The following is a 22,243-nucleotide window of genomic DNA, read 5'->3' on the forward strand; positions in this document are numbered from 1 at the left end:
AAAAGTTTATCCTGCCGATTTTTCAAAGTCAAACCCGGAGCAAGCCCCGTAAGCCAGTCGCATAATCAATTATCAATAGCATTTTCACTTTAAATGTGCGACAATATAAGGTACAGAGCCCGATGAGACAGACTATTCTCTCGTGGTTTTCTCTGCATAAATCACAACCCAAAATCAAAAAAATACAAAACACAAGATGTATGAAAGGAGAACGTTATGGGGCTTATTTCAGCAGCACTTTCAGCAGGCGGCAGTGTTCTTTCCGATCAGTGGAGGGACTATTTCTACTGCGATTCTCTTACATCGGAGGTGCTTCTCACAAAGGCAAAAAAGAAACAGGGCAAGGGAAATGACAACATCATTTCCAACGGATCCATCGTTGCGGTTAACGAAGGTCAGTGCATGATCCTGGTGGATCAGGGACAGATCACTGAAATCTGCGCAGAGGCAGGCGAGTTCGTATATGATACATCAACAGAGCCTTCACTCTTCTACGGAGATCTTGGAGAGAATATCGTTAACAGCTTCAAGGAATTCTACAAGAGACTTTCTTTCGGCGGCGGCACAGCCAAGGATCAGAGAGTTTACTATATCAACACCAAGGATATCCTCGGCAACAAGTACGGAACAGTTAATCCCGTTCCTTTCCGTGTTGTTGACACAAATGTAGGTCTGGACATGGATGTATCTCTTAAGTGCCACGGCGAGTACAGCTACAAGATTGTAGATCCCGTCCTTTTCTACAAGAACATCTGCGGCAATGTTCCCGGAGAGTTCACAAGAGACAAGATTGAGTCTCAGCTTAAAACTGAGCTTCTTACAGCTCTTCAGCCCGCATTTGCAAAGATCTCCGATATGGGAATCAGATACAGCTCACTTCCCGGACACACCACCGAGATAGCTGACGCCCTCAACGAGGTTCTTTCCAAGAAGTGGACCGAAGTTTACGGAATCAAGATCAGCTCCTTCGGCGTAAGCTCAGTTACTGCTTCCGAAGAAGACGAGAAGATCATCAAGGAGCTCCAGAGAGCCGGCGCTCTTAAGAACCCCAACATGGCAGCTGCCACACTGGCAAGCGCACAGGCTCAGGCAATGCAGGATGCAGCCAAGAATACTGCAGCAGGCCCTATGATGGCATTTGCAGGCATGAACATGGCTCAGCAGGCAGGCGGCATGAATGCCCAGTCTCTGTTCCAGATGGGTGCACAGCAACAGCAGCAGGCAGCTCCTCAGATGGCAGCTCCTTCCGCAGACACCTGGACATGCTCCTGCGGTGCAACAGCTACAGGCAACTTCTGCTCCAACTGCGGCTCCAAGAGACCTGCAGCAACCTGGACATGCTCCTGCGGAACTGTTAATAACGGTAACTTCTGTACAAACTGCGGCTCTAAGAGGCCCTGATAGAGAGTAGACTATGGGTTTACACGAATACGAATGCCCCGCCTGTGGCGGGGCAATGGAATTTAATCCCAAGACCCAGAAGATAAAATGCCCCTTCTGTGATTCGGAATTCGACGTCAAGGATTATGTGGCAAACCACAATTCAAACAGCGAAGGTGTTTCCGCAGAAGATGCCGGCACCCAGAACCAGACCACGGATGAAAACAACCAGCCGCTGTACGTCTACAGCTGCGGTTCCTGCGGTGGCGAGATCCTTGCCACCGAGTCCCTTGGTTCCCTGAAATGCCCCTTCTGCAGCAACAACATCGTTGTGAAAGAGAAGTTTGACGGACAGTTCAAGCCTGATTTCATCATCCCCTTCAAGCATACCAGGGAAGATGCCATGAATGCCTACAAGGGATATGTGAAATCCAAAAAGCTTCTTCCCAAGGTTTTCTTTGATGAGAATCACATCGACGAACTGAAGGGTGTATATGTTCCTTTCTGGCTCTACAACGCCACCGAGAATTACCGGGGATCCTTTGACGCCACCAAGGTCAGGACCTGGACTGACTCCGACTATCGCTACACCGAGACCAGCTACTACGCTGTAGACAGAGCAGGCTCCGAGCAGTTTGAGTGGGTTCCCGTAGATGGCTCCAAAGAAATGCCCGATGATCTTATGGAATCCCTTGAGCCCTTCGACAGATCGGCCATGGTTCCCTTCAACATGGGTTATCTTGCGGGATTCTTTGCCAATAAATATAACGTTTCCGCGGAGGAGGACAGAGGCCGCGCCATAGACAGAATGCGCACCTCTACCACCAACGACTTCAGACGCACCATCAGCGGATACAGTACTCTGACACCGCGCTCGGAGAATATCAGCTCCTCTGAGGAGTCTGTTAAGTATGCCCTCTACCCGGTTTATCTTCTGAACACCAGCTGGGAAGGAAACAATTATCTTTTCGCAATGAACGGCCAGACCGGTAAGTTTGTGGGAAATCTGCCTTTCTCCATGAAGCAGGCCCTAAAGTACTACTTCCCTATCGCCGGCATTGTAACCGTTATAGCATTTATTTTATTCTCAATTTTCGCTTAAGGATTAAGAATTGGTAATCATATGACGAAATATAATAATATGCAGAAAAAGTTTGCCGGCATAATGCTGGTAATGATCATTCTCGCACTGCTTCTGCCTTTTTCATCCCTGGCTGCGGGGCAACAGCTCTGGGACAGCTATGAGGTTCCAAACACCCGCCAGAAGCCAAGGCTTGTGGATCAGGCGGATCTTCTTTCCGATACTGAGGAAAAAAATCTGCTATCCACCCTGGACAGTCTCAGTGCGAAATGGAAGTGCAATATCGTTGTTCTCACTGTCGACTCCCACACCGGTCCCATCGAGGCCTATGCCGACGACTACTTTGACTACAATGGCTTTGGTGCGGATTACAGCGAGAGCGGCATCCTCTTCATGCTCAGCATGGAGGACAGAGAATGGGCCATCAGTACTGCGGGCGACGCCATCAGAGTCTTCACCGATTACGGTCAGGACTACATGTTTAACCAGATGCGCGGCGACCTGTCTGATGGTGACTACTACGGAGCCTTCAACACTTATGCCACAGTATGCGACAAGCTCCTGGATCAGGCAGCAAGCGGCACTCCCTATGATGTTAACCAGCCGCAGCTCAGGGTCAGGACAGCTTCGGACTATCTTGCTTACCTTGGCTACAGTGTGATCATCGGCCTGGTGGTAGCTCTTTTCCCTATTCTGAAGATGAAGAGCGATTTAAAGACCGTCCATATGAATGCCTCTGCTTCCGGTTATCAATCCCAACAGGGCATGCGGATGAGCGTCAATTCTGACAGGCTCGTCAACAAGACTCTGTCAAAGACTCCTCTTCCCAAGGATAACGACAGCAGTTCATCAAGAGGCGGCGGATGGTCAGGAGGAAGCTCCACCCACACTTCCAGTTCAGGTCATTCCCATGGCGGAAGCCACGGACATTTTTAACGGTGTGATCTTAAAAATCTGCAAATCCTGGACACTAAATGAGGAGGATGAACAGTGACAAAAGCTGTAAAAGTCCGACTCCAGACAGGTTTACTTTCACTCCTTGTACTTTTCATAGTGATCGTATTCCTGCAATTACTTGGGAATTCCAAATTTAATACTCCCAGCCAATTTGACCTGGTCCAGCTGGATTCCGGCTGGACTATTAGTCGTGGCATTGAATCCTGGGATCTTGAAAATATTGCTTTAGCCAGTACCGGCATTGTAAACTCAGGCGACGTCATTGTCCTGACAAGAAAACTACCGGATATTTCGCTGGATCCTGCCACCATTTGCTTCAGGACTGTTTTGTCTACTGTGGATGTTTTTGTAGATAATGTGCCAATTTACAGTTATGGCGAGTATTATCTGGAACGTGGCTATATGATGCCAAAGATGCTGAATTTTGTTCAGCTCCCGAAGGATTATCAGGGAAAAGAGCTGAAGATAGTCATTACAGCCCGTGAAAACAACGCCTTTTCCGGCCTTGCCCCGGTATACTTTGGCAACTACAACGACATCTTTAACTATCTCATGCAGTTGCACAGAATGCCCATGGTCATCGGTGTTTATCTGATCGTGTTTGCGTTCCTGCTTCTTGTAATGTCACCGTTTCTTTTCTTCGCCAAGAGCCATGATTACAGTATTCTGTTCGGAGCGCTGGTCTCCTGGGCGATGGGCTCTTACATCATGTGCTATAACGATGTTTTCTGGATGTTTACCGACAGTCCGGGACTGTTTACTTTTATCGAGTATTTCTCTCTTTTCGCGATTCCGGCATGCGTCATGGGCTTTGTCATTGCTGCCCATCAGACACAATATAAAAAGATTGCACGTAGTTTGTTTTTACTTAACAGTGCTTTCCTTATAATCACCACGACCCTTCATAACACTTCTGTGATCCACATTAGTCACTTTGTAACCGTGCTCCATATTTTAGGGCTTATCGAAGGCATCTTCGTCATTATGTCTATCGTTGTGGCAACCATAAGAACTTTACGTGAAGACAATCCGCAAATTACCGCTTCCACCAACATGCTTGTGATCGGCCTTATTTCGTTCCTGTTCTGCGCACTGATAGATATCATAAAGTTCAATATTATGAAGTTTACTCCCAGGGGCGAGGTTAATTCCCACATCAATTTCCTGACTGTGGGTGCGCTTCTGTTTACCATGAGTCTGCTTTTGAATTATTTCTTCCATTGCATCGAATACATAAGTAAATCTTCGGAAAAAGAGCATTTGGAGGGCCTTGCCTACAACGACCCCCTGACGGGATTGCAGAACAGAGCCCGCTGCGAGCAGGTTCTTGCCGAGCTTTCCGGAGCATACACCATCATCAGTCTGGACCTGGATTACCTGAAATACACCAACGACAATTTCGGCCACAGCTATGGAGACATGCTCCTTAGCGGCTTTGCGGATATTTTAAAAAACACTTTCACCGACGCACTGCTTGTAGGAAGAATGGGCGGCGATGAATTTATCGTTGCGCTTCCTTACGTGGATGAAGAGCGGCTTGACAGAACCTTTAATAACCTCACAGACCAGCTGAACTACCGCAACAGCCGTGAGACCAAGCTCCGTTTCTCAGCTTCCTGGGGATATGCCACAAGCAAGGACAAGGAAGTACGTTCAAATCTGTCTGCTCAGAGAGTATATCTGCTGGCAGATCAAAGAATGTATGTAATGAAAAACAAGCACCACAAGCAGACTTTAGGCCGGCTATACGACGACCTTCTTAATAAAATTCTTGAGAAGGGAGGCGATGGCGATAATGAAAATCTTTAAAAACACTCGTTTTAGATCCATTATCATGTCCACGATCATAGCCTGGGCTATTATCATACTGTGCTTCATCTGTCTCACCTTCAAGGAAAACTACCCCATCTATATTCTGGATGATGGCTGGACTGCCCATATAAACGGTATAAAAACCGAGAATGTTACTCTTTCGAAGTTCTATAAAGTAAAAGACGGCAGACTCCTTCGCGGAGACACGATCACATTAACAAAAGAGCTTCCTCAAACCGAGGATTTTGATTTCCCTGTTATCCTCTTTAGAAGCAGATACACAACCCTGGATGTTTACCTGGATGATGACCTGATCTTCACCTTCGGTGATAACCTGTATGATAAAGAACTGTTCATAGGCAAGATGTATCATTTTATATCATTGCCGGAAGATTACGCAGGAAAAACTCTTACCTTTAACATGCGGGTTGGGGAGAACAACGCCTTCCAGAATCTGGCTCCTCCCCGTCTCGGAGGCCAGCCTGATATAGAAGGAGAGTTCCTCCATAAAAACATGACTATTATCTTCACCGGAATGTTCATGATAGTATTTGGCGTGGCATTCCTGTGCATCACCATTTTTTATTTCACCTCAGTGCCGGAGATAAGAACCTTTATGTTCAGTTCCATGTTCTGCATCAACATCGGCGCCTGGCTTCTGACCTATTACAACGTTCTGAGCCCCTTTATCTACACTGAGCACGAGACCTTTGTAGAGTACTTTACCCTTTATCTTATTGTGCCCTACTGTTATCTCATCTGTTACTGCATACAGAATGTTGAACGCAAAAAGCTCTTCTTTACAGCTGCGGCATTGAGCTGTGCCGTAACTCTGATCCAGTACTTACTGCACTTTGCATTCAACATTCATTTAAGAGCCACTCTGCCCATGTATCACGCCTGCTGCGTTGGCGGATTTATTCTGCTTGCTTACTATACCGTTAAAGATCTCCGCTCCCGGGATATCGGCCCCTCAAATTCAACCCAGATGCTGGGACTGATTACCTTTTCAGTTTCGGAGATCTTTCATCTGGCATTTTACATGTTAGAAAACATCCATCTGAAGTACCCTGAAATGCTCAGCATTCTGATCATCACCTTCGGCTGTCTGATGTTTGCTTTCTGCCAGCTGGCCAACTACCTGATGTACATCACCCAGTCCTACGCCCAGAAGCAGGAATACGCATCTCTGTCGAGACTGGCCTACGAAGACGGCCTTACGGACCTTCCCAACAGAGCCCGTTCCGACAAAGAGCTTTTAGACCTCGACAAGACAGACACCGACTACTGTATCATAAGCATTGACCTAAACGGCCTTAAGTATGTTAACGATAAGTTCGGACATCCCTCCGGCGACAAGTACATCAAGGACTTCTCCAAGGTTCTCACCAGCACCTTTGAAGATCAGGGCTTCTGCGCCAGAATCGGCGGCGACGAGTTCCTGGTGATCATCAATGACTCCGAGGGAAAAGACATATCGGCTCTCATCGGACGGATGGAAAGTGCCCTTAATGTCATGAACGCCCTCTACCCCGAGTACCACCGCAGCGTTGCCACCGGCTATGCATTCCGTCATGAGGGAAAAGAGGATACGACCTCCCACGAGATCTACCTTATGGCCGACGAGCGCATGTATGCGAAAAAAAGACGGATGCACGAGGAACTGGGCATCCGGCAGAGACTGTAAAATTAGTAATGATAAAAAGCAGGTTTTTTCTGATATGTACCCAGAATCCTGGACACATATTTATGAACTAGGCTGAACACATGGATGCTATCCTGTATTGTACAGGTGGCATCCATTTTGTTTTTGCCTGAATTCTTTTGTTATTGTAGTAATCTATATATTCTTCAACAGCGTTTGAGAATTCTTCGAAAGAAGCATACTCTTTCTCATAGCCATAATACATCTCATTTTTTAATCTTCCAAAGAATGTTTCCATAATACAATTATCATAGCAGTTACCTTTTCGTGACATAGATTGGATAATGCCATGTTCTTGTAAAGCATTTCTATAATAAGCATGTTGATACTGCCAGCCTTGATCAGAATGTAATATAAGGCCTTCAATTGAAGGAAATTTACCAAAAGCTTTATTTAACATTCTCTCTATCTGCTCAAGATTAGGACTCATAGATAAATCATATGAAATGATTTCATTTGTATTCATATCTAGAACTGGCGATATATAACACTTTCCCCATGAAAAGTTAAATTGGGATACATCTGTCGTCCATTTTTGTAAAGGCGCAGTTGTACTAAAATCTCTATTTATTATGTTATCAGCAATCTTACCCACCTCACCCTTATAAGAGTGATATTTCTCTTTCGGTCGCTTACCAGCCAATCCAGATTCATGCATGAGACGCTGAACACGTTTATGATTTACTTGGTATCCACGATTTATCAATTCCTGATGGATTCGCCTGACACCATATCTGCGTTTATTCGATTCAAAAATACTTTTTATTTCTTTCAGTATATCTTGATTGCGTTCAGCCACAAGGTCTTCCTTACCAATCTCAAAATAGTAAGTCGATCTAGCTATATGCATAGCTTTAAGTAGATGCTTTAGTTTGTATCCGTTTTCCCTGAGCTCTTTGATGATTGCTGCTTTTTCGCCTTGAGTCGCGCAGCTTCCTTTTCTTCTCTCAAGGCGATCTCTTTTTTTATTACTTCGATTTCAGCTTTCATGTATTCGTTTTCAGCTCTTAACCGAATTAGCTCTTCGTACTCAGATTCATTGGGTTTTGGAGGTTTTCGCGTTCCTACTTTTTTCATATATGGGTTCTTTGATTTACGACCTTTCTGTTTTGGTATAAGACCATTATAACCATATATCTTATACTTGCGGACCCATTGATAAAGCTGTCCATCAGAAATACCAGCTGAAAAAGCAACACTTTTGTTAGACTCACCAGCCAAAACACGTGCAACTAAGGCATAACGTTCCTCTGGAGTCCATTCCTTATTATGATTTTTATGTCTTAAAGCATCTGAACCACACGCTTCTTCAATTCTAACCCATTCTCGTATCTTATCATGAAATCTTGCAGTCCCTATTCCATCTGGGGTGTCAGGATATTCACCACGATAATACATTTCCACACATTTTCTTTTGAATTCGTAACTATAGCGCATAAAAATACCCTCCTTACTGTTTTGTCCAGTAAAGAGGGTACATATCATTCATTCAAGAAAAAACCTGCTTTTTTATACCCTTATTATCAGATTATCAGATCTTCATGGCAATATCCCATGCGCCCCAGATTGCGGAACGAACATTTCCTACCTTTGCACAGTCGCCAAGGAGGTGTACATTCTTGGCTGCCTGGATAAGAGGAATGGGATGATATCCTACAGACATGATCACGCTGTCAGCGGGAAGAGTAACTGTTCTTCCGTCGCCTGTACCAATCTCAACTGACTTCTCGGTAATAGCATTAACTCTTGCCTTGAGGTATACAGGAACTTCGTTGGTCTTGAAGCAGTCACGAAGGTAGCTGGTGTTGGCCAGACACATATTCTTAACTGCGATAAGGTCATCCTTCATCTCAACGATCTGAGGGTTCTTGCCCTTTCTGAAAAGATCAAGAGCGATCTCACAACCTGTAAGACCTCCGCCGATGATGACTACATCCTTGCCGACTTCTTTTTTGCCAAGGAGATAATCTGTGGCGTCCATTGCGTAGTCTGCTGCGCCGGGGATCGGGATCCTGTTGGCCTCAGCACCTGTAGCAATGATATACTCGTCAGCCTGAGGAAGGCTGTCGGGCTTAACTTCGTAGTTGAAGTGGATCTTAACGCCAAGCTTCTGAAGCTGATGCTTCTGCCATGCGATAAGCTGTTTATCCTTCTCTTTGAACTCGGGAGCTGCTGCAGCTATGAATACGCCGCCGAGCTCTGAAGTCTTCTCATAGATCTCGGGATCATGTCCACGGAGAGCAAGGATTCTTGCTGCTTCCATACCACCGATACCACCGCCGATGATGGCAACCTTCTTGGGATTCTCGGTGGGAACAACCTTATATTTCTTGGACTGCATGCTGCGAGGGTTAACTGCGCACTTGCACATTCCGGCTGACTCGGAAAGATCCTGATCGTTGGCTGTTCCGTTGTGCTTGGTTAAGTTAAAGCATGCTGCGTGACAGCAGATGCAAGGACGAATCTCGTCCTCCATGCCTCTCTCAAGCTTGGCAACCCACTTGGGATCTGCCAGGAACTGACGGCCTACAGCCATAGCGTCTATGCCGCCCTTCTTGATGGAAGCTGCACCAACAGCGGGCTCCATCTTACCGGCGCAGACAACGGGAATGTCAACAAACTTCTTGATGTGCTCAACATCCTCGAGGTTACAGTTCTGAGGCATGTACTGCGGGGGATGAGCCCAATACCAGGCATCATAGGTTCCGTTATCGCAGTTAAGCATATCGTAACCGGCATCCTGAAGGAACTTTGCAGCCTTCTCGGACTCTTCCATATCTCTTCCGATCTCCTCAAAGTCCTCTCCGGGCATAGCGCCGTACTGGAAGGCCTTTGTCATGGATCTTACAGAATAACGAAGAGAAACAGGGAAGTCGTCGCCGCACTTGTCCTTGATTTCTTTAACGATCTCAGCAGCGAAACGGTAACGGTTCTCAAAGGATCCGCCGTACTCGTCTGTTCTGTGATTGGTGTACTTAAGTGTGAACTGGTCAAGGAGGTATCCCTCGTGAACAGCGTGAACTTCAACGCCGTCAACTCCGGCTTCCTTGCAGAGCCTTGCGGTCTCGCCGAAAGCATAGATGATATCCTTGATCTCTTTTTCTGTTATTGCACGGGTTGTTACATCATCAGCCCATCTGTTGGGAAGAACTGAAGGTGCAGCTGTAAGGTACTCAGCATCAATATAGGGCTTAGCCAGTGTGTTGAGAGCCTTATTCTTTGCAAGCATTGCAAGAGGTGCTGTCAGGGCAAAAGACCTTCCGAATCCGGCAGTCATCTGCACAAACATCTTAGCTCCTGTTGCATGAAGCTCATCCATGAACTCAGCAAGTTCTTTGAACTTGCGCTTGTTCTGATAGAGCCACTTTCCGCCCAGCATATCCTTAACGGGAGCAATGCCGGGGATGATAAGTCCGCAATCATGCTTGGCTATCTTAAGAAGGAGTTTTGCGGCTTCCTTGTCGAAGTGGCTTCCGCCGGGCTCCATCCAGCCAAAGATGCAGGTTCCGCCCATAGGGGCAAGGACAATACGGTTCTTTATTTCCAGATTCCCGATTTTCCACGGGGTAAAGAGTGATTCATACTCCTGCTTCATGGTTATTCCTTTCCTGGTTTCTTTTTTCCAAGATGTAATTCCTTCATGCCCTCTACTTCGTCACATACGGCTTTCATGCTGCAGTGTCCGCAGTCTGTGGGCATTCCGTCCAAAATATGGGTGAGAGTTCTTGTGATCTTGTCGACCTTGTCGGCATTTTCCCGAAGACTCTCAACGATCTTTTTGTCAGTGATAAAGATGACGCGCACCTTCTCCACCTGGCTTACTTCCTTGTACTTGGAGATATAAGTGGCACCGACTTTTGCAAAGTCGATCTTCTTCCTGAGGGCTTCAGAGCTTATACGAACCTGCTCCTGATTGCTCTGGGAAGAAACCCTTACCATATATCCTTCAGGAAAAACATGGTATCTTACGAACTCAAGATTTCGGATGGCCTGGAAAGCCTTCTCCTGATCCTGGTCCTCTCCAAGGTCAGAGGTCTTAAGCATCACAATTCTGGCAAAAGCAGTACTTCCTGTTATAGCCGGTATATCTTTTCCCACGATAAGGACTTCGTCCTCGGTGATGCGGTCTGAAGTGGTGACCATAGTGTAGTTAACAGAGGGCTCTCCCGCTCCGCCCAGCTCAAGGCCTGCGTCTCTTTGCATGATAAATTCACTCTCTGCAAGACACTTCCATGCGCTGCCGGGGGCATAAGGCACCTTATTAACAGGTGCCTCCTTAAGAGCCTCCATAGTGGCGTCAATTATGTTGTCGTATAATTTCATTTCAAATACCTCTTGATCAGAACCTGATATCTGCTTTCTTGCGATCAAATATCTTATTTACCTGAGTGTAAAGCCAGGCCATAAGCTTCTGGTCAAGATTCCAGAAATAAATCACGAACAGTATCCCTGTAACGATAATAAGGATCTTACAAATTTTGAAAATGATCTTAAATGTTTTGCTCATCTCAAATAGGTCCTTTCATGCACTGATTATTTTGCAAGGCCTTTCTGTCTTGCGTACTCAGCTGCACCCAGAGCTCCCATAAGCTGAGGATCTGTGCTGAGGTCTACAACCTTGAGCTTAAGTACCTGCTCGATAGCAGCCTTAAGTCCAGCATTCTTAGCACATCCACCTGTAAGTGTGATGGAATCTGTAGCGCCTGCCTTCTTGGACATTACGAAACATCTCTTAGCAACAGCCATCTCGATACCTGCTGCGATCTCGTCCATGGGCTTTCCTTCACCAACAAGAGTTATAACCTCAGACTCAGCAAATACTGTACACTGAGCTGTGATAGGAATAACGTTCTTAGCTGAAAGTGAAAGGTTTGAGAACTGCTCAAGGCTCATCTCGAATGATCTTGCCATAGCCTCGAAGAAACGTCCTGTTCCGGCTGCGCACTTGTCGTTCATGGCGAAGTTCTTAACTGTTCCGTCTGTGTCGATGGAGATACCCTTAACGTCCTGTCCACCGATATCGATGATAGCCTTAACTGAAGGGTTTGTTACATGTACGCCCATAGCGTGGCAGGAAATCTCAGAGATATTCTCGTCAGCAAAAGGAACCTTGTTACGTCCGTAACCTGTACCGATAAGGTACTCCAGATCCTTGGCTGAAGAAAGGTCTGAAACCTGTCCTACAACCTCGTTCATAGCCATCTTGGCTGACTCTTCAGCAATAATCTTGCTCTTAACAGTGGTATTAGCTACCATCTTTCCGGTTTCGTCTATGATCACAGCCTTTGTATAGGTTGATCCCACATCACATCCGCCAAAGTACTTCATTTTGTAAATCCTCCTAAAAAACATTTTAAAATAATTAGTTATCTATGTTACACGGATTGCTCCGCTTCGCTCTCGCGTTTCATCCCTGTATCACCATGTGGTGTCGTCTTCGAAATCCACCAGTGAAGGGTCTACAGGCTCAGCCTTCATAACGGTTCTCATGAACTCGTTAACCTCGGCTCTCATATCTTTTCTTGAAACAGTTCTGGGATCCATCAGATCGTGGCTGCACCAAAGAAGCTTGATGCCTCTTTCTCTTGCCTGATCCTCGAAAAGACCCTGAACGGTAGCCATGTTCTTGCAGGATACGTGCTGATACATAAGAACGAAATCAACGTTCCATGCTTCGCACTGTCTCCAGAGCTCGGTTACTACGTGATCGTATCCACCGTTGGTGTGACGTCTCATAACCATACGCTCGTAGAGTCTTGCAAGGTCCTTAAGGGCCTCGTCCTTGTTCTCTGTCTCAAGAGGCTTTGTGAAGTTCAGTGACTCCATCTCAACCAGTATATCTACTCCCCAGCAGTTAGCCATCCAGTTGGAGAAGTTAGCATAATAGTGTGCCGGGATTGACCATACGATGGCTCTGTACTTCATCTTGCCGCGCCATGCCTCATCCCTGTTCTCATAGGCCTTGAGCATAAGCTTGTCAACCTTCTGGAATGTAGAGATGATTCTGGGATCAAGTCCGCCGTCCATCTCGTAGTTCCACTTACGGAACAGCTCGTAGCAAGGTCCGATGAGCTGCGGGTAAGGAGTCTGGTTGATCTCCCATTTCTGAAGCTCGTACTTGGTCTCGGTGTTGAAACGCTTCATTGCTGCGAAGTAAGCGTCCCAGTTCCACTTGGCACCTGTATTTTCCTCGATGAACCTGATACATCCTCTTATGTCTTTTACCGCTGCATCCATGATGGACTCGTCTTCGTAACGAACCGGGAATGCCAGGTGGTAAGTAGGCAGATCCTTGAATCTGCGGCTTGTGTAGGATGATGCCATAACAGATCCGTCACAGGGCATTGAGCTTGAAATGAAGCATGCTCCCATGTGAGGAAGAGCATCCACAACTACCGCACCGCACTCTGATGAAGGAACAGGGCAGGTATCGGAAGGAAGTCCGTAGGACTCAATTGCGTCGATGTATGGCATACAGGCCAGCTGATCGATCTCGGACAAAAGAAATACCGGCATAAGCTGATAAGGTATTCCGATGAGGTCAGGGAAACCTGCCATGATCTGTGACATTGTCATCTCATCAAAGAGAACGATTTTCTTGGAAAGTTCCTTACTGTTACCGACTTTCTCATCTGCCTTCATAAGAAGAACCAGGTTCTCCGCAACATATCTGAAGATCGCATAGATGAGCTCGTGGTGCATCTGAAGGGCTCTGCCTCTAAGACCGAGAGTGTTCTTGTCCATGAAGGAGTGACAGCAGAAGTATGAAACCATCCATCTGTAATGAACTGCACCCATCATAGCGGGAACAAGGTCCTTGGAGAAAGTACCAAGAAGCATTCCCCACATTCTGGCCCACTCGTAGAAGTCGTAGCCGGTGTCCTTGACACCTCTCCACTCACGTCTTACGGTGGCCATCTTGCCGTTGGCATAGAGCTTACCAAGCTGCTTCTCTCCGTTGATCATGAAGTCCTTGAATTCCTCGGGGCTCATGTTCTTAAGAAGATTTGCCTCATGTTTGAGACGCTTGGTAAATCCCTTTGCGTCCTGGCCCATTGACTTGGCAACATCCTTCCAGTCTGTTTCCTTGATAAGGTCGCCTACGATACCGGCGATCTCTTTCATGTTATCTGCCTGGGCCTTCCAGTTTATCTGATCCTTGAGCCTGAAGTTCTTGGGATCTATATACTTCATACAGAGGCCTCCTTCCTGATCCGCTTGATCTCAAGGGCCTCAACAAAGGCCTGGAAGCGGGTCCTCAACTGTCCTGAATTATATACATTGTATGAGCGGTCGATTGAAAGTGTAGGCCAGCCATACTCCTCTGTAAGGATGTGGCTTGCCAGAGGTCTCTCAAATGCCCAGAAGTCACAGTACTTCATCTGTTCAAAGATGATACCGTCGGCATTGAACTCTTTTGCCAGACGATCTGCTGTGTCACGCCTCTGCTGGATCTTCTCCTCTGCCATGTATCTGGGGCACTCGGAGGTCATCATGTAGTGACGGGCGATCTGCTTGACGATATCCTCGTCGTCGTTAAGTACGATCTCTTCTCTTCCGGGGAAAGAACCGTAGCAGTACCTGTCGGCTACTACCATGGCGCCTGACTCCTCAAGAAGTCTTGTGAAGTTCAGATCGTCTATCTCCGAACCCACAACGGCAACCCTTGCTCTGAACCAGGGCTTGGAATCAACCTTTCTCTTTTTGATCTCTGCAAGAGTCTCCTCAAGAAGAGGAAGAATCTTGGATGTAGGGCATGTATAGCTTACAAGGCAGATCACATGGAACTCATATCCGGTGATGGGGGGATTGTCCATCTTCCTTAAGTTTCCGATCTCTGTGATAACGCGGCAGAGCTTGTTGTGCTCCTCCACTGCCTTGCGGATGGATTCATCCGAAACGTCGGTTCCGAGTTTCTCATGCATCACATCCAGAAGTCTGAGCCTCATCTGAGTGGCTACCTGATCTACGTTATAACTTTCTACTTTGTAAGGCACATCTGTGTGGGTTACAAAGAAGTGAGGCTTGTTGTTGCAGTTGAGCACCTCGAGGTGCTCATAGCAGCGGTTCATGGCTGAGCATGCATCCACGCCGGCAACTCCGTCCAGGTAACCGTATCCTCCCTCAATTCCTCTCTCCAGAAGTGCTCTGGCAAATTCACAGGTGTAATTGGACATGTAATAGGTCGCAATGTCTATTGAACCTGTTCGCGGTGCGCGCATGCGGGTTGAAAAACAGTTGTCTACATTAAGCAGTACTTCCGGCATATGGTAGCATGTATATCCGATGGCATACTTGCCTTCCGCCTGTGCCTCTTTGACCAGGTCGTTAGCGGCTTCATCCAAAAGCTTTTCAAAGGTGATTAAATGTTTTAAATCCTGCACGGCTACCTCCTTTCCATAGCTTTATAGTATTTTTAAATTTTCAAGGGCTGTCGTCGCGCCCTTTAAGATTCCCGAATCTGCAGGAAGCTCAAATACGTTCTTCCCTTCGATGTCGTTCTCGGTCATGGTGTCATCCTGCGGAATAACGGAAACCACGGGAACTCCGCCGATCTCCTTCTGGGTTATACGCTCGGGGAGCGGTGCCCTGTTAACCACCAGGCCTGCCTCTTCATACATCACCAGCTCGTCAGCAACCTGACGGATGGTCTCTATGATACGAAGACCCTTCTGACTCTGATCGGAAACGCATACAAGATGTGTGACCTTCTCGAGAACTCTTCTATTAATTTGTTCTATGCCGGCCTCTCCGTCGATAACAACGTAATCGAAGTCGTCAACCAGCATCTCGATAACCTGCTTCAGATAAGTGTTGATGGCGCAATAACATCCCGCCGCCTCCGGGCGTCCTATGGCCAGAAAAGCAAATCCGCGCTTCTCCTCCATAGCTTCATAGAGCCTGAATTTAGCCTCCGCAAGAATGTCCTGGGTATCCTTAAGTTTGCCGGTAACGTCTTCGGCAACTCTCTTCCTTATCTGATCTAAAGTTTCTCCTACTTCTACCCCTAACGCAACAGAAAGACCTACCGCCGGATCCGCATCTATGGCAAGGATCTTGGCGTCAGGCCTCTTTTCCGTAAGGAGTCGTACAAAGGCAGCAGAAAGAGAAGTCTTACCAACTCCGCCCTTTCCGGCCAAAGCAATGACTACAGTATTCTCTGACATATCACTCCTCATAAAGAAAATCTAACTTAAATCCCCTATATTCTAATATATTAAATTTGTTACACTTTCACAAGTGAAATTATAAAAAATTTATAAACATTTTGGGGTTTATATGATATGATATGGATGTATTCTTATGAGAACAAATAGTTGTGTCAAATTAAATTTTAAGAGTACAACACAATAATTAGGGGGATAACTCTAGATGAAAGATCTCGTGCACATTTTTGAGCTCGAAGACCTTTTGCAGGAAGCAAACAACCCGTTGGTCCGTCAGGCGAAAGCCGACGGTAAGCGCGCTCTCGGCTATACATGTAACTTCATGCCTGAAGTGCTGCTTGACCTCCCGGGCTGTTTTTCTGTGCGTCTTCGTGCACCTCGTAGTGGATCGCCTGACATGGCTACCTACTATATGACCAACCGTACCTGCATGTACGGACGTTGCCTTTTTGAGAGGGCTCTCGAGGGAGGCTTCAACTTCCTTGATGCTCAGATGGCAACAGAAACCTGTACCGTTACCTGCAGATTCCAGGAACATTTACAGCTTATGGATGTCATCAAGAATCCTGATTTCTTCTGCGAATTCACCGATGTACCATTCAAAAAGAATGAAAACTCCATTGAACATTATGAAGAGCAGCTTCGCTTCCACGTTCTCGACAAACTCAAGGAGCACTTCGGAATTGACACCAGTGACGAAGCACTTTTGAAGGCTATTGAAGAGCACAACGAAGTATGCCGTCTCATTCAGGAGATTGGAAGTTATCGTAAGCTTGACGAGCCCACCATCACAGGATGGGAGTTCTCTGTTATTCAGCTGTGTACTCTGGTTTGTCCCAAGTACCTTATCATTGACAAGCTCAAGGACATCGCCAAGCAGCTCAAGACCAGAAAGCCCGATGCAACCAAGACCTACAAAGTTAAGGTTGTTCTTACCGGCTCCGAGGAAGACGATCCTGATTTCATCAAACTGATCGAGGAGTGCGGCGCCCTTGTTGTGGCAGACCGTTACTGCTACGGTTCCCTTCCCGGAAGAGATGAGATCGTGGTAAAAGAGGGTGAGACACCCCTGCGCGCCATCGCACGCCACTACCTTGAAAACAGCCAGTGCCCTCGTTTCATGGATCAGCACATCATGCGTGAGCGCAAACAGTACCTGGCAAACGTAGCCAAGGAGTACAAAGCTGACGGAATCATCATTTCACAGATGAAGTTCTGCGAGTACTGGAGCTATGAGCGTACAATCGATACCCTGATTCTCCCCAGAGACTTTGGCTATCCCGTATGCTCTATCGAGAAGGAATATGTCAACAACGCTGTAGGTCAGCTCAGAACCAGATTCCAGGCGTTCGTTGAGAGCATTGAGCTCAAAAATATACAGAAGGAGGGCCAGGCATAATGAAGATCAACTTAGGTGATATTAAAGCCAAATACCGCGAACTCTTCGTCGTAGAAAAGAGCCCTGAAGAAGCAAACAAACCCAAAGATTTCAAGAAGATGGCCAGTGATTTCTGGAACGGCAAGCCCCACGAAGAGAGGCGTCTTGGAGATCTCTACGTTGGAAACACAGGTCTTTACAAGCACCGTGAGTGGCGTGGAGTCAAGGACACCATGTACTACTTCAACATGATCTGGCTTTACAACTACGCTCACATGGTTTCCGATATCATGAAGTATGGCCATGGCCCCAAGGGCGTTGTTACCTTCGCCAAGGGAACCATGAGATACCGCTGGATGGGTCAGACCTACCTCACTGTTATGCACTGGTTCGACAGAGGACTCGAAGGTACAAGAGGCGAAGCCATGAAGGCTTCAGCCTGGCACTACCGTGGTATGGTAAGTGAGACCATCAGACAGTTCATGAGAATGTTCGAAGCCGACAAGAAGATCAACGGCGGCAAAGAGAACGAGACCTGGAAAAAGACAATTGCCCACAACGAGACACTCAGCGGCAATATCTTTTACGGATGGAGAGATCAGCTTGATGACGTAGCTCTTGAGATGATCCCCTACTTCGTTTCCGTACACGTAAACAACCACACAGTTCTTAACTATATTGATGCAGCTCAGTCAATCGGCCTTCCCGCAGATCCATGCCCTATGTGCCAGGCTGAGTACGGACTGTTCGTTCAGGACGATTACCCTGATTACAGCCCTGTAATGCTTACAACCAATGAGGCCTGCGACGGATCTGTTGCTACTTCCGTTCTTCAGGACTGGTTCCTTAACCGTCCTCTTTATGCAATGCCTCAGCCCATGAGATACGATGATCCTCTCGTTCAGAAGCACTGCCAGAAGGAGATTGAGGGTGCATGGAAGTTCGTGGAAGAGAACTTCGGCATCAAAATGGATTGGGATCAGTATGTTAAACATGCTCAGAGCTTCAACAAGCTCACCGAGTTTGAGTGGGAGAAATGGGATGTTGCAGCCAACACTCCTTACTATCCTATCAACGGTGTTGCTCAGGCTCTTTACAGAATCTACTACTCACAGGATGGTGACAGACCCATCTGGCATGAGATGGATGAGCATGTAAGACGCATCATGAACAAGACAGTCAAGAACAAGATTGAGACCTTCCCCAAGACCAGACACCGTGCCATCGCATGGAGCTGCGCACCTCTTTACTATTCCAACTGGTGCACATGGGCTTACAACTGCTGGGGTATCAACTGCGTCATCAACATGGATTCACTTATGTTTGACCAGTATCTTAGAACAGATACTTACGAGCATGCTCTTGAGGATCTTTCCTGGTTCAACGAGAAGGCCCCCATGCGTGCAATGGCAGTAGGCGGTCACGAGCATATTCTTTCACTGTTCGATTACATGGAGAGATTCAACTGCGACATGGTCATCATGTACGATCAGCTTCAGTGTAAGGGAATGCAGGGTATCCACGGCGTATTCGAGGATGAATTCCGTAAGCGTAACATCCACGCCATCTGGGTTCCTCATGCTCTTCCCGATAAGAGAACCGTATCCAGAGCGGAGATCCGCGATATCATAAATGATTACATGTTCACCGTAATGCGTGAGGAGCCACTTGATCCTTCACTTCTTGATTTCGATGACTCTATGAGCTGGTAATACGGAGGTATATTATGAAAACTATCGGCAAAATACTTTTTAAAATCTTAGGAATCGCAGCACTGATCTACGGTATCCTCTTCGCAGTATTCTACTGGGATCTGGACGGAAAGTTCCTGTACTACATCTGGGAACCCATGATGATCAAGCGTTTCGACAACATGGAGAGAAAAGATGCAACTGCAATGCCTTACTCCATGAAGGAAAACGTAGAAGCAAATTTCGAGGCTTAAGAAAAAACGAGGACCGTCACACTTCGGTGTGGCGGTCCTTTTTGGTGGGCGGGACGTCAGCAGTCAATCCTTATCACAGCTCCTGTAAGGTCTGCAAATTTGAGGCTTCCCTTAAAGGTCTTGCGCTCTCCCATAAGGTTGGTGAGAGTGATCTCTTCGCCGTCGATATTGATGGCACTGACATATTCCATTAATACTTCATCGGGATTTGACTCCCTGTAAGCTGTTGAAAGACACATAATTTTTACTCCTTAATATGCATGTACTGTTCCGTTAAGGGACAGCTCCGGATAACCCAGTTTAATTCCCATTGCAATAACGTCATTGGGATTGTCATCAGTGTGGAAGGTGGCAACTCCGTAGGAAAACTCCACCAGTGTTATTCCATACTGCTTGGCGATAGCCTCAGCCTCTTCCTGTGTATCTACAAGGCAAAGCAGCTCTTTGCCCTCAACGTAGTCGCTCTCCACATTAGCTCCCGGTTTTTTTCCCGCAGAATTTCCTGAGGCATTCTGACATCCCACCAGCAGTGAAACAGCGACAGTCACTAGTATAAATCCCTTTAGCAGTCTTGCAATAGTTCTTTTCATCACTTAAGTCCTTCCAACGCCTCTTTAAGAGCAGCGTTTCCTTTTGCAAACAGCTCTTTTGCCTCAGAAACCTTCTGTGCCTGAGCTTCAAAGCCCTGCTCGCCAAGCTTGTCCGCAAGCTTTGACAGTTCATCCTCGTGACTGGAATTATGCTTGAACATGTAATCCAGAAGGGCGATCATCTGGTCCTTGGTCTCAGGTGTGGGATGATCGTGGTGGTGATGATGTTCATGGTCATGTTGATGCTCATGATCGTGAGTGTGCTCATGATGCTCATGATCGTGCTCATCGTGAGAATGCTCGTGTTCATGAGTATAGGTATGTGTATGCTCGTGAGCATGCTCCTGTCCGTCATGATCATGGTCATGGGTGTGGGTGTAAGTATGTGTGTGTTCGTGGTTGTGCGTTTCGCTCATTACCTGGTCTCCTCCTGCCCGCAGATTATTCCACTGAATTGATAAGATCCAGTGTGGCCTTCTTGATGTCTGCATTGACCTTCAGGGCCTCCTCGCGGGACTGCTGGTTTGAATAGAAATAGAATTTGATCTTGGGCTCGGTACCGCTGGGCCTGATGGCGAACCAGGAACCGTTGTCCAGGAACATTCTGATGGCATTCTGAGGCGGAATGTCCTCGTAGCCGTTTATGTAGTCGATGACCTTTTCTACCTTGGCACCGGCAACTTCTGTGGGGAGGTTCTCCCTGTAGAACTTCATCATGCGCTGGATGCGCTGTGCTCCTGGAATGCCCTCGAGAACGATGTTGGGCTCATCCTCTGCAAAAGAGCCGTATTTAGCATAGATCTCATTGAGAACATCCCAAAGGGTCTTGCCCTGTTTGCGATAGTAAGCTGCTGCCTCTGCAACCAGCATACCTGCTGAGATACCGTCCTTGTCTCTGATGTCTTCGCAGACAGCGTAGCCAACGGACTCCTCATAACCAAACAGATACTGATATCCGTTCTCATGAAGGTAAGGGATCTTGCCGCAGATGTTCTTGAAGCCTGTCAGAGTCTCGAACATCTCAACGCCGTAAGCCTTGGCGATAATGGTTGAAAGTGTTGATGTAACAATGGACTTTACCATCGCTCCCTTAGCGGGAAGTGTGCCTGCGGTCTTGTGTCCCTCAAGCACGTAGTTAACAAGAAGATATCCTGTCTGATTGCCGTTAAGAGGAATGTAATTTCCGTTATCATCCCTGATCTCGATGGCAAATCTGTCGGAATCGGGATCTGTAGCCATCAAAAGCTCGGCACCGAACTCTCTTCCGTATTTCTCTGAAAGAGCAAATGCCTTGGGATCCTCGGGATTGGGATATCCCACAGTTGTGAAATCAGGATCGGGATTCTCCTGCTCGGGAACGATCTTCCAGTTTGTGAAGCCTCTGTCTGTAAGCATCTGTCTGAAAGGAATGGAACCGCATCCGTTAAGAGGTGTGTAAACCAGCGGGATGGAAAGATCCAGATCATCGCCCTCATGAATGGCAAGGCTCTCGATCTTGTCCAGATACTCTCTGTCGTACTCCTCGCCGAGAACGGTGATCTTGCCGGACTTAACGCCCTCCTCATAGTCGGACTTCTTAATTCCTGTCCAGATATCAACAGCATTGATGCACTCTGTCATGCCATCGGCAACCTCTGCTGAAACCTGGCAGCCGTCATCCCAGTATGCCTTATAGCCGTTGTAATCCTTGGGATTGTGGGAAGCTGTGATGTTGATGCCGGACACAGTGTGAAGGCGTCTTATCATAAACGCCAGCTCAGGTGTGGGGCGAAGGCTGGGGAAGGTGTAAACCTTAATTCCATTTGCCGCAAAAATGCCTGCTGCCAGCTCTGAAAACTCCCTTGAAAAATGTCTGGGATCATGGGCAATGACAACGCCTGCGTCCATTGCTGCCTGTCCCTTTGAAACGATGTAATCGGCAACACCCTGGGAAGCCTTTCCCACAGTAAGGAAATTCATGCGGTTTGTTCCGGCGCCTACCTTGCCGCGAAGTCCCGCAGTACCAAAGGACAGATCCTGATAGAATCTCTCCTCTTTATCTTTCTCATCATCTGCAATCGCAATAAGCTCTGCCTTAAGGGGATCACCCTCAGGAAGCTTTTCAAGCCACTCATCATATCTTGACTGATAATCCATTTATAACCCTCCTTATTTCCTTGTGAAAAGATACAGCTAAAACCCGTATCTACATCTTATATTTTCTTATATTGAGAGCGTATTTTCAAGCC

General features: G+C 47.0%; 21 protein-coding genes. 8 read left to right on the forward strand and 13 right to left on the reverse strand.

The features are described 5' to 3' along the window. The first annotated feature begins 216 nt into the window (after positions 1-216). Genes T456_RS0109125 through T456_RS0109145 form a run of 5 tightly spaced genes read left to right on the forward strand, consistent with a single transcriptional unit; the run spans position 217 to position 6,917 of the window. Positions 217-1,401 carry an SPFH domain-containing protein gene (locus T456_RS0109125; protein WP_024865869.1) on the forward strand — a complete coding sequence of 395 codons (1,185 nt, stop codon included), beginning with the start codon at positions 217-219 and terminating at the stop codon, positions 1,399-1,401. Positions 1,402-1,414: 13 nt separating this feature from the next. After that, positions 1,415-2,482, forward strand: coding sequence for a hypothetical protein (locus T456_RS0109130; protein ID WP_024865870.1), 1,068 nt, complete (start codon positions 1,415-1,417; stop codon positions 2,480-2,482). Positions 2,483-2,521: 39 nt separating this feature from the next. Then, positions 2,522-3,397 (forward strand): TPM domain-containing protein, encoded by an 876-nt coding sequence (locus T456_RS0109135; protein WP_024865871.1) that lies wholly within the window; start codon positions 2,522-2,524, stop codon positions 3,395-3,397. Positions 3,398-3,451: 54 nt separating this feature from the next. Next, positions 3,452-5,227: a GGDEF domain-containing protein gene (locus tag T456_RS0109140; protein ID WP_024865872.1), complete on the forward strand. Its 1,776-nt coding sequence runs from the start codon at positions 3,452-3,454 to the stop codon at positions 5,225-5,227. Continuing rightward, positions 5,214-6,917 (forward strand): GGDEF domain-containing protein, encoded by a 1,704-nt coding sequence (locus tag T456_RS0109145; protein WP_024865873.1) that lies wholly within the window; start codon positions 5,214-5,216, stop codon positions 6,915-6,917. Before T456_RS0109140 ends, T456_RS0109145 begins: the two co-directional genes overlap by 14 nt. A 67-nt stretch (positions 6,918-6,984) precedes the next feature. Here the strand turns inward: T456_RS0109145 and T456_RS0109150 are convergent, their stop codons facing one another. The 9 genes from T456_RS0109150 to T456_RS0109190 form a co-directional block, all read right to left on the reverse strand. Continuing rightward, on the reverse strand, positions 6,985-7,839 hold the full coding sequence (locus T456_RS0109150; RefSeq protein ID WP_330369715.1) for an IS3 family transposase: 855 nt from the start codon (positions 7,837-7,839) through the stop codon (positions 6,985-6,987). Then, positions 7,803-8,372 carry a helix-turn-helix domain-containing protein gene (locus tag T456_RS0109155; RefSeq protein ID WP_024865598.1) on the reverse strand — a complete coding sequence of 190 codons (570 nt, stop codon included), beginning with the start codon at positions 8,370-8,372 and terminating at the stop codon, positions 7,803-7,805. Before T456_RS0109155 ends, T456_RS0109150 begins: the two co-directional genes overlap by 37 nt. A gap of 94 nt (positions 8,373-8,466) precedes the next feature. Continuing rightward, positions 8,467-10,530, reverse strand: coding sequence for an oxidoreductase (locus T456_RS0109160; protein WP_024865874.1), 2,064 nt, complete (start codon positions 10,528-10,530; stop codon positions 8,467-8,469). Positions 10,531-10,532: 2 nt separating this feature from the next. Continuing rightward, positions 10,533-11,258 (reverse strand): hypothetical protein, encoded by a 726-nt coding sequence (locus T456_RS0109165; protein ID WP_024865875.1) that lies wholly within the window; start codon positions 11,256-11,258, stop codon positions 10,533-10,535. Positions 11,259-11,274: 16 nt separating this feature from the next. After that, entirely contained in the window at positions 11,275-11,442 is a 168-nt protein-coding gene (locus tag T456_RS22445; RefSeq protein ID WP_155838060.1) for a hypothetical protein, read from the reverse strand. Positions 11,443-11,468: 26 nt separating this feature from the next. Next, positions 11,469-12,263 carry an acyl-CoA dehydratase activase gene (locus tag T456_RS0109175; RefSeq protein WP_024865876.1) on the reverse strand — a complete coding sequence of 265 codons (795 nt, stop codon included), beginning with the start codon at positions 12,261-12,263 and terminating at the stop codon, positions 11,469-11,471. Positions 12,264-12,353: 90 nt separating this feature from the next. Then, on the reverse strand, positions 12,354-14,129 hold the full coding sequence (locus T456_RS0109180; RefSeq protein WP_242835906.1) for a 2-hydroxyacyl-CoA dehydratase family protein: 1,776 nt from the start codon (positions 14,127-14,129) through the stop codon (positions 12,354-12,356). Continuing rightward, positions 14,126-15,319 carry a 2-hydroxyacyl-CoA dehydratase family protein gene (locus tag T456_RS0109185; RefSeq protein ID WP_024865878.1) on the reverse strand — a complete coding sequence of 398 codons (1,194 nt, stop codon included), beginning with the start codon at positions 15,317-15,319 and terminating at the stop codon, positions 14,126-14,128. The genes T456_RS0109180 and T456_RS0109185 overlap by 4 nt, the downstream gene beginning before the upstream one ends. A gap of 21 nt (positions 15,320-15,340) precedes the next feature. Beyond that, a complete protein-coding gene (locus tag T456_RS0109190) occupies positions 15,341-16,102 on the reverse strand; it encodes an ATP-binding protein (RefSeq protein ID WP_024865879.1) in 762 nt (253 codons plus the stop codon). Positions 16,103-16,307: 205 nt separating this feature from the next. Here T456_RS0109190 and T456_RS0109195 point away from each other — a divergent pair, with 205 nt between their 5' ends. The 3 genes from T456_RS0109195 to T456_RS0109205 are packed head-to-tail and all read left to right on the forward strand — an operon-like array spanning position 16,308 to position 19,425. Next, complete coding sequence (locus T456_RS0109195; RefSeq protein WP_024865880.1) at positions 16,308-17,501, forward strand: 2-hydroxyacyl-CoA dehydratase family protein; 1,194 nt, start codon at positions 16,308-16,310, stop codon at positions 17,499-17,501. Beyond that, the gene (locus T456_RS0109200) at positions 17,501-19,192 is read left to right on the forward strand and encodes a 2-hydroxyacyl-CoA dehydratase family protein (RefSeq protein ID WP_024865881.1); all 1,692 of its coding nucleotides are present in this window, start codon (positions 17,501-17,503) and stop codon (positions 19,190-19,192) included. Before T456_RS0109195 ends, T456_RS0109200 begins: the two co-directional genes overlap by 1 nt. A 14-nt stretch (positions 19,193-19,206) precedes the next feature. Next, positions 19,207-19,425, forward strand: a complete 219-nt coding sequence (locus T456_RS0109205; protein ID WP_024865882.1) for a hypothetical protein — start codon at positions 19,207-19,209, stop codon at positions 19,423-19,425. Between the two features lie 56 nt (positions 19,426-19,481). On the opposite strand, the gene T456_RS0109210 is transcribed toward T456_RS0109205, so the two are convergent. The 4 genes from T456_RS0109210 to T456_RS0109225 are packed head-to-tail and all read right to left on the reverse strand — an operon-like array spanning position 19,482 to position 22,151. Further along, positions 19,482-19,664 (reverse strand): CooT family nickel-binding protein, encoded by a 183-nt coding sequence (locus T456_RS0109210; protein ID WP_024865883.1) that lies wholly within the window; start codon positions 19,662-19,664, stop codon positions 19,482-19,484. A 12-nt stretch (positions 19,665-19,676) separates the two neighbouring features. Next, positions 19,677-20,015, reverse strand: a complete 339-nt coding sequence (locus tag T456_RS0109215) for a hypothetical protein (protein WP_024865884.1) — start codon at positions 20,013-20,015, stop codon at positions 19,677-19,679. Next, a complete protein-coding gene (locus tag T456_RS21280; RefSeq protein WP_024865885.1) occupies positions 20,015-20,431 on the reverse strand; it encodes a hypothetical protein in 417 nt (138 codons plus the stop codon). The genes T456_RS0109215 and T456_RS21280 overlap by 1 nt, the downstream gene beginning before the upstream one ends. Positions 20,432-20,456: 25 nt before the next feature. Beyond that, positions 20,457-22,151 carry a phospho-sugar mutase gene (locus T456_RS0109225; RefSeq protein ID WP_024865886.1) on the reverse strand — a complete coding sequence of 565 codons (1,695 nt, stop codon included), beginning with the start codon at positions 22,149-22,151 and terminating at the stop codon, positions 20,457-20,459. Positions 22,152-22,243 lie beyond the last annotated feature (92 nt).

This window comes from Butyrivibrio sp. FCS014, assembly GCF_000526935.1.
Taxonomy (GTDB): Bacteria; Bacillota; Clostridia; order Lachnospirales; family Lachnospiraceae; genus Butyrivibrio.